Annotated in this window: 4 protein-coding genes; 1 reads left to right on the top strand and 3 read right to left on the bottom strand. The window is 54.0% G+C overall.

Going from position 1 to position 7,202, the window contains the following annotated elements:
• Nucleotides 1-148: 148 nt before the first annotated feature.
• The 3 genes from FD34_RS03000 to FD34_RS03010 all read right to left on the bottom strand — a co-directional run bounded on the left by FD34_RS03000 (nt 149) and on the right by FD34_RS03010 (nt 4,007).
• Nucleotides 149-2,128 carry an ABC transporter ATP-binding protein/permease gene (locus tag FD34_RS03000; protein WP_057806631.1) on the bottom strand — a complete coding sequence of 660 codons (1,980 nt, stop codon included), beginning with the start codon at nt 2,126-2,128 and terminating at the stop codon, nt 149-151.
• Between the two features lie 118 nt (nt 2,129-2,246).
• Nucleotides 2,247-2,921, bottom strand: a complete 675-nt coding sequence (locus FD34_RS03005; RefSeq protein ID WP_057806632.1) for an ABC transporter ATP-binding protein — start codon at nt 2,919-2,921, stop codon at nt 2,247-2,249.
• A gap of 15 nt (nt 2,922-2,936) precedes the next feature.
• On the bottom strand, nt 2,937-4,007 hold the full coding sequence (locus FD34_RS03010) for an ABC transporter permease (RefSeq protein ID WP_057806633.1): 1,071 nt from the start codon (nt 4,005-4,007) through the stop codon (nt 2,937-2,939).
• 177 nt (nt 4,008-4,184) lie between these two features.
• Between FD34_RS03010 and FD34_RS03015 the strand changes: the two genes are divergently transcribed.
• Nucleotides 4,185-7,097 carry an LTA synthase family protein gene (locus FD34_RS03015; protein WP_057806634.1) on the top strand — a complete coding sequence of 971 codons (2,913 nt, stop codon included), beginning with the start codon at nt 4,185-4,187 and terminating at the stop codon, nt 7,095-7,097.
• Nucleotides 7,098-7,202: the final 105 nt, after the last annotated feature.

Consider the following 7,202-nt stretch of genomic DNA (forward strand, 5'->3'; position numbering starts at 1 on the left):
CGTAAGCGCACCCTTAGCATCTAGCGCAGCGTAGCAAGTCTATTTGACTACGAACGAAGGCCGACACCTTCAGCATCAACCTCCGTCCTAGGCTAGCCGTACAGGGCGCCGAGAAGCTTATTTCCCAGCCTCCTGTTTATTTATAAACTTAATCGGCTGCCAAAGCGTCGATCGGATTCAGGTTGGCGGCCCGGTGTGCTGGCAGAAGCGCCGCGATAAACGAAATCACGATCGCCACCACGAAGGCAAATACGATGTTGCCCGCGGTGATTTGAACAATATCATATTTAATCATCCCATACAGGGCGTGATTCAGGATTGCTGTCGCGGCTAGGGCCAAGATCACTGCCAAGACAGCAGAGAAGAGACCGATCAGGATCAATTCGGAGGTAAAGAGCCGGCGAATGTCCTTTTTCCGCTCACCTAATGCCCGCAGGATCCCGATCTCCTTAGTCCGCTCTGATACTGACATGTACATCGTTACGATGATCATCAGGGCCGAGACCAGCAGGGAAATACCAGCAATGGCGGCCAGGACGGTTGAGGCTAGGCTGACATAGGTATTGACGGTCTTTAAGATCGAGCCAACGGTAATTGCACCAAAGATCCGCTTGTTATTGCCATCACGCATGTTATCGATCCGGTTGGCCACTGCCTGTACCTGGTCAAGGTCGTCGACGATCACGGCGATGGAATTGGCCGCCGTCGTGCCACCACTATCCTTAATCAGGCGGTACATCGTCGTGTAGTTCAGGGCGGTCACGGCACTCACTCCGTCAGCAATTCCGCTGACCTTCACATCACCCGTCACTGGTACCGGCTTACCATTGCGATCAACCCAATTGAAGGTTAGGTGAACCTTCTTGCCAACCAGCTGACGGTACTTAGTCGGGTTGTTCAACTGGATTGCCTGCTGTTTAGTCAGGAGGATCTCGTTATCCCCCGGCTTGTGTCCGTGTTTGATTGCCCGGGTGGTAACGGAACGGTTCCAGGTTGCCAGGTTAGTGCCGCTCTGCTGCATCTTCTGGTAGGCCAGGCGGAAGCCCGCAACCGTCACTCCCGGTTCAACCACCGAGACTCCCTTGAGCTTACGCAAACGATCGACATTTCTCTGACTGATCAACATCGACTGGGGATCGGCCGCCATATTCTGCATCGAGGCCTGGAGCTGGTCCTGATTCATCTTCTTCCCGGTCGGGTTCTTGTGGACGGTTACCGCTCGCGGGTTGGCCAACGAGTTAATCTGGTCCTGAATATAACCGTTAATTCCGTTCCCCAGCCCGGTAAAGAGGATCACCGCAAAAATCCCGATCGCCGTCCCCAGCATGATCAGAGAATTACGCCAGAAATTATACATCAGGTGCTTGAAAGCCGTCCGGTAGCTCGCCGTCGCCGGCAACGGGCGGGCCGCAATCTGGGTTGGATGTGCCGGCAGGGTGTAAGCAGGCCGTAATCGCTCGTCCCCGTCGATCACCCCATCAGCCAGGTGAACAATCCGCGTCCCATGATCAGCCACCTCCTGAGAGTGAGTGACCGCAATGACCAGCTTGCCGTCCTTGGCAATGTCGTCAAGAAGGGCCAAAACCTCCTGGGTATTCTGGGCGTCCAGGGCGCCGGTTGGTTCGTCAGCGATGATGATCTGCGGGTCACTGGCCAGGGCCCGGGCGATTGCCACCCGCTGTTTCTGGCCTCCAGAAAGGTGGTTAGGGTGCTTGTTGACCTGATCACCCAACCCCACCTTATCTAACAGCTGGAGGGCCCGCTGATGCTGCTCCTCCCGAGTCAGCGTAGTCATATCCAGGGCGATCAGAACGTTGTCGAGGACCGTCAGATGGGAAATCAGGTTGTAGGACTGGTAGATGTAACCGACCGTGGACCGCCGATAGTTATCCAGCTGCTTCTGATCGTGATGATCAAGCAGCTGGCCATTAACCTTCACCTGACCCGTGAAGTTGCGGTCCAGCCCCCCAATGATGTTCATCAGGGTCGATTTTCCACCCCCAGACTCGCCGAGGATCGATACAAACTCGCCACGGTTAAAGTCCTGGCTAATCCCCTTGAGGACCGGAAGCTCCTCCTTATCGAGGTAGTAGGACTTATGGATGTCATGCAGTTCTAAGAAAGCCATACGTTTCTCCTTTACTTAGTTTTTGTAGGTTACTTACTAAAATTATACCAAGTGACATCCCTGTCGCGCTAAGTAACGACCGTATTTTATGAATTAATTAGATATTTCCCGGGAAATATCAAGCTTCCCTGGTCAAGTGACCATCCATCAACTGGTAGGTATGGTCGGCAAACTCCCGCAGACGCAGGTCGTGAGTCACCACGATGACGGCCTTGTGATGATCCTGGGCCATCTGCTTCAAGAGCTGGCCGACGACCTTCACCCGGTTACTATCCAGGGCGGCAGTGGGCTCGTCTGCCAGGATAATCTGGGGGTCGGTGTAGAGGGCCCGGGCAATCGCCACTCGTTGGTTCTGCCCACCTGAAAGTTCGCCGGGATACTGGTTTAGCAAGCGGTCAATCCCGAGTTCGGTTAGGAGGTGGTCTAACTCAGCTTGTGGAAGGTTCCCCTTCCCCTTAACCCGGTCAACCAGCTTAAACTGGTCACGGACATTCAGGTAGGGCAGGAGGTTATAGGATTGAAGGACAAAGCCAATCTTATTGAGGCGGAGCTGGTCACGCTGCTTGGGTGACAGTTTGGTCAGGTTTTGCTGGTCAATGAGAACCTCTCCCTGGTCAGGCGTCTGTAAACCGCCCATAATGGTCAAAAGGGTGCTTTTCCCCGACCCAGACGGCCCCAGAATTAGGCTGAGCTCGCCGAGGTCGGCGGTGAAGCTAACGTTGGTAAGCACCTCGACCCGGCTCAACCCCGTACCGAAGTACTTATCAATATTGGTCAACTTAATTGCGGTCATTATTCATACCTCCCATCAATTGTTCAACGCCTTAACCGGGTCGATCTTAAGAATCATCCGGACCGGTAGCAGGGCTCCCAGCATCCCCAAAATAATCAGGACCAGGCTGATACCAGCAATGATCGGCCAGTTCATCAAGATCGGAACCGTCGTTGGCAGGACGAGCTGGGTGATCCAGGTGAAAATAATCCCACCGATCACTCCGGCCAACATCAGGATCACGGCCTGGGCCAGGGTCGCGCCTACCAGGTGTTTGGCCGGGATCCCCTGGGCCCGCAAGACGGCGTAATTATTCATCTTCTGCATTGTCAGGATGTACAAGAAGACGGCAATGATAACCAGGGAGATTACCATCAAGAAGGCGATCATGAAGGTAAAGGTGTTGTTTTGGGCAGTGTAACCCGGTAACTTCTGAATAAAGGTAGCGGCTGTGTAGCGACTCAACTGGTCGAAGCGGCTAGCCGGTTCAGTCCGGTCAGTCACCACCCCGCTAGCGACGACCCGGTTATTGACCCCCTTCAGCTGCTGCCAGCTGGTCAGGGTGGTGTAGATCACCGGGGCCACGTTAAGTTTGGCATCCTTAGTAAAGCCGACAATCTGATACTTCTGCTCGCTGGAGTTCAGTCGGATCCGGTCACCGAGCCGGTAGCCCTTGGCCCTTAACCCTTCATCCACGACCACCTGGTGAGTTTCCTTCGCCTGGTGACCGGCCGTTAGAGCAATCTTCTCCTTAGCAATGAACTGTTGGCGATCCAGGCCGATCACCTGGGCGTTCTCCTTCAATTTATGCTGGCTGCCAACTCGAGTGACGACCACCGGCACCTGACCAACCAAGGCCTCGTGCTTGTTTAACCGGCTGGGCAGTTGATCCTTGGTCAGCATCGACGCGCTCAAGTTTCCGTTGGCATTCTTATTTAAGAAGACGGTCGAAGTCCCCCAGCTATTGATCGCCGCCTTATTCTCATTGGCCAACCCCAGCATCATCCCCATCAGGATGAAGACCAGGTAGCTGATCATCATGATCATAACCGTGATTAGGGCATAGCGGAACTTGGCGTGTTTGATCTCTTTCAACGCAAGAAACATTTTTACCACGAACTTTCCGTATAATTCTCTTTAAAGTGACATCGTGTCACTCTGTAGTTTAGCGTTGATGATAGACCACTGTCAACGATTTCACCACACCGTCGGCTAATTCTTAACCACGCCTTAACCAAATTCTGCGTTATACTGGTTATATTTAATTGAATGGGAGACGTCTTCATGAAACACGTTCGGGCCTGGTGGTCATTTGCGCTCCTCGTCTTTGCCTGGAGCACCAACACCATCATCTGGTCACCTCAACTGACTTACATCAAATATGCGCATAATAACCTTACCATGGTCGGCTACCAACTTCTTCATAGCGGCACTATTATTTTGTACCTGATCGCCCTGCTCACGGTTGGAGCCGTGCTGAGCCGCCAGCATCTTCACCTGGCACGAACCATTAAATTATGGCTCTACACCATTCTGGTAGCCACCGGAGCAGTTACAATCGACTGGCTGGTCTTCAACCAGTTTAACTACCACCGCCTCTACAATGCACTGCTGCCCATTAGTCGTAACGCGGCCCCACTCGCCACCGCGGTAATCATCGCCAGCGCCTTGTTGCCGTGGCTGCGAACCCGACTCAGCAACCACAATGCGCGGACCGGAATCGTCATCACCATGCTACCGCTAGCGGTGACGACAATCTTTAACCGGGACATGTTCGGTCTCCTCAAGGGAAACTCGGTCACCTTTGCCCTGCTGATTCTAGTAATTGGTAGCCTGGCTGATCAGTTAGTGGCCAACCGGCAAGCGGTTACTAAGTGGCTGGGGGTAGCCCTCGTCGTTAACATCATCCTGGTCGCAATCATGCCTAATGCTGCCTTTCAGACTCACGCCAGCATGCTCACAGCCGGGCGGTTCACCACGCCAACCTTCCTGCCGTCCGTGATTGTGGCCACCGCCTTTTTCACCCTATTGAAGGAGCCGCTGACCCGTTTCGCTACGACCCTCAACCAGCCAAGTTACTTCTTGACCGGGCTGGCGGTCCTGCTCAGTGACAACATCGTCATCAAACGAGCCGCTAGCCTAACCGAGTCGACCAACAGCCTGGCTGGCCAACTCCTGATCATCCTGGGGCTGACCATCCTTAACCTGGTGATCGCTGCCTGGCTTCCACTATTGATGGACCGGTTCCAGCGTCAGTGGCAACTCAGTCAGCGAATCGAACGCTGCTTTGCCACGGCTCCTGATCAGCCGGCTGACCAACAATTAGCATCGATTGTTCATCAACTGGGCGGCATGATCCGGCGGCAGTGGCCAACCCTGCTGGCCCTCTTAGTTGCCTACATCTTCGCCGACCTCTCTATTTATTACATGGGTAACCACACCCACTTCGTCAAGCAGTCGATGCTCTGGTTGACGACGCTTTTGATCTTTTTGACCTTCAAAGCCCTCCAAGCGCTGACTAACCGCTACTGGCTGTCACTACTGGTCACCGGAATGGGTAACGTGATCTGGATCGTCGCTAACATTCAGAAGATGGACCTGCGAAACGAACCGATCCTGCCGTCCGAGCTGGCGATGATCAACGACCTCGACAGTTTACTCAAGATGATTGACTACCACCTCCTGATCTACAGTGGGATCGCCATCGTGGTGGTCATCATCGCCATCATCGTCTTAGAACGCTGGCGACGAGCCCAACGCCTCACCTGGCCATGGCGGCTATTCTGGCTAGTTCTGGCCGTCGGTGCATTTAGCAGCTCAGCCCTTTGGAACCACCACGGCTCCCGGATGCAGACCCTGATGACCGGGTTGGATGACCAGCCCCACTTTATTCACCAGGCTGTGGGCGCCAAGCAGAATGGGCCGACCGTCCAGTTTCTTAACAACGTCGACATCACGGTCATGACCAGGCCTCATGGTTACTCCCGGGCTGCGATGGACCGGATCAGCCGCAAATACAGCCAGGCTGCCAAGCAGATTAACGCCACCCGAACTAACCAGTTGAAGGATCAGACCATTATCTTCAACCTGAGTGAGAGTTTTGCCAACCCAAACCGGGTCCCCGGTGTCTCTCTCAAGGCTAACCCGATTCCAAAGATCGACCACATCAAGAAGCAGACGACCTCCGGGATCATGATTAGCTCTGGCTACGGTGGTGGGACGGCCGACATGGAATACATGACCCTGACCGGTTTTGCCATGTGCAATTTTGCCCAGACCCTGTCGACCCCATACACCCAGCTGGTTCCCTACCTCAAGCACAACCCAACAATTGTCCAGAGCTTTAAGTACGCGGCGGCCATCCACCCCTACTCCAAGAAGTTCTACGACCGGGGCACCGACTACCCGAAATTTGGTTTCAAGAAGTTCTCCTACCTCGGCAGTAAGGAATACCCGATCAGACACCAAAAGAAGATCGACCGCAACACTTACATGTCCGACCAAACAGCCTACGCCAATACCCTGGACCAGCTGAAGGATCACCCTGGTGCTCAATTCATCAACCTGGTCACCATGCAGAATCACCTGCCGTACAACAACCTCTACAACGGGACCAACCGCTACCGCGCCACGGTCGGCAACGGTACCGATCCCGCCCAGGTAGCCAACTATGCGATGGGGATCCACCACACCGATGAGGCGGTTGCTCAGTTCATCAAGGAAATCGACAAGATCAACCGGCCGATCACCCTGGTCTTCTACGGTGACCACCTGCCGGGAATCTACCGTAACAGCATGAAGAAGGACGGCCTGAAGTTGCACGAGACCGACTACTTCATCTACTCCAACCCGGCTGCTCAGCGGCAGGGGGCCAAGAAACTGACCCGGTCGACCCATTATGTTGGCCCTAACGACTTCATTGCGATGACCGCCGAACAGACCAATTCACAAGTCACCCCCTACCAGGCACTGCTGACCCGGCTCTACCACCAGCTCCCGGCCTACGCACTGAGTACCCAGCAAAACGGAACTAACAGCTTCAACTCAGCACCCGAATATGTCAACCAACAGGGCAAGGTCGTCTCCTATAAGTCCTTCACTAAAAAGCAGAAGAAGCTGTGGCACGACTACCAACTCGTCCAGTACGACATCACCGCCGGCCACCACTACCTGCTCAAGACCAACATGATGAAATAGTCAACTTACCCCACAACGGCCCCTGCTATTGTGGGGCTTTTTTGTTCTCGGCAGATTGTAAAATTTAAGTTGAACATTTAAGTGGACAGAAAAACCCATCAAGGT

This window comes from Limosilactobacillus pontis DSM 8475 (assembly GCF_001435345.1).
GTDB lineage: Bacteria > Bacillota > Bacilli > Lactobacillales > Lactobacillaceae > Limosilactobacillus > Limosilactobacillus pontis.

Coding starts and splice junctions, on each gene's coding strand:
- FD34_RS03000 (WP_057806631.1), bottom strand. CDS start 2,128: ATGGCTTTCTTAGAACTGCATGACATCCATAAGTCCTACTACCTCGAT.
- FD34_RS03005 (WP_057806632.1), bottom strand. CDS start 2,921: ATGACCGCAATTAAGTTGACCAATATTGATAAGTACTTCGGTACGGGG.
- FD34_RS03010 (WP_057806633.1), bottom strand. CDS start 4,007: ATGTTTCTTGCGTTGAAAGAGATCAAACACGCCAAGTTCCGCTATGCC.
- FD34_RS03015 (WP_057806634.1), top strand. CDS start 4,185: ATGAAACACGTTCGGGCCTGGTGGTCATTTGCGCTCCTCGTCTTTGCC.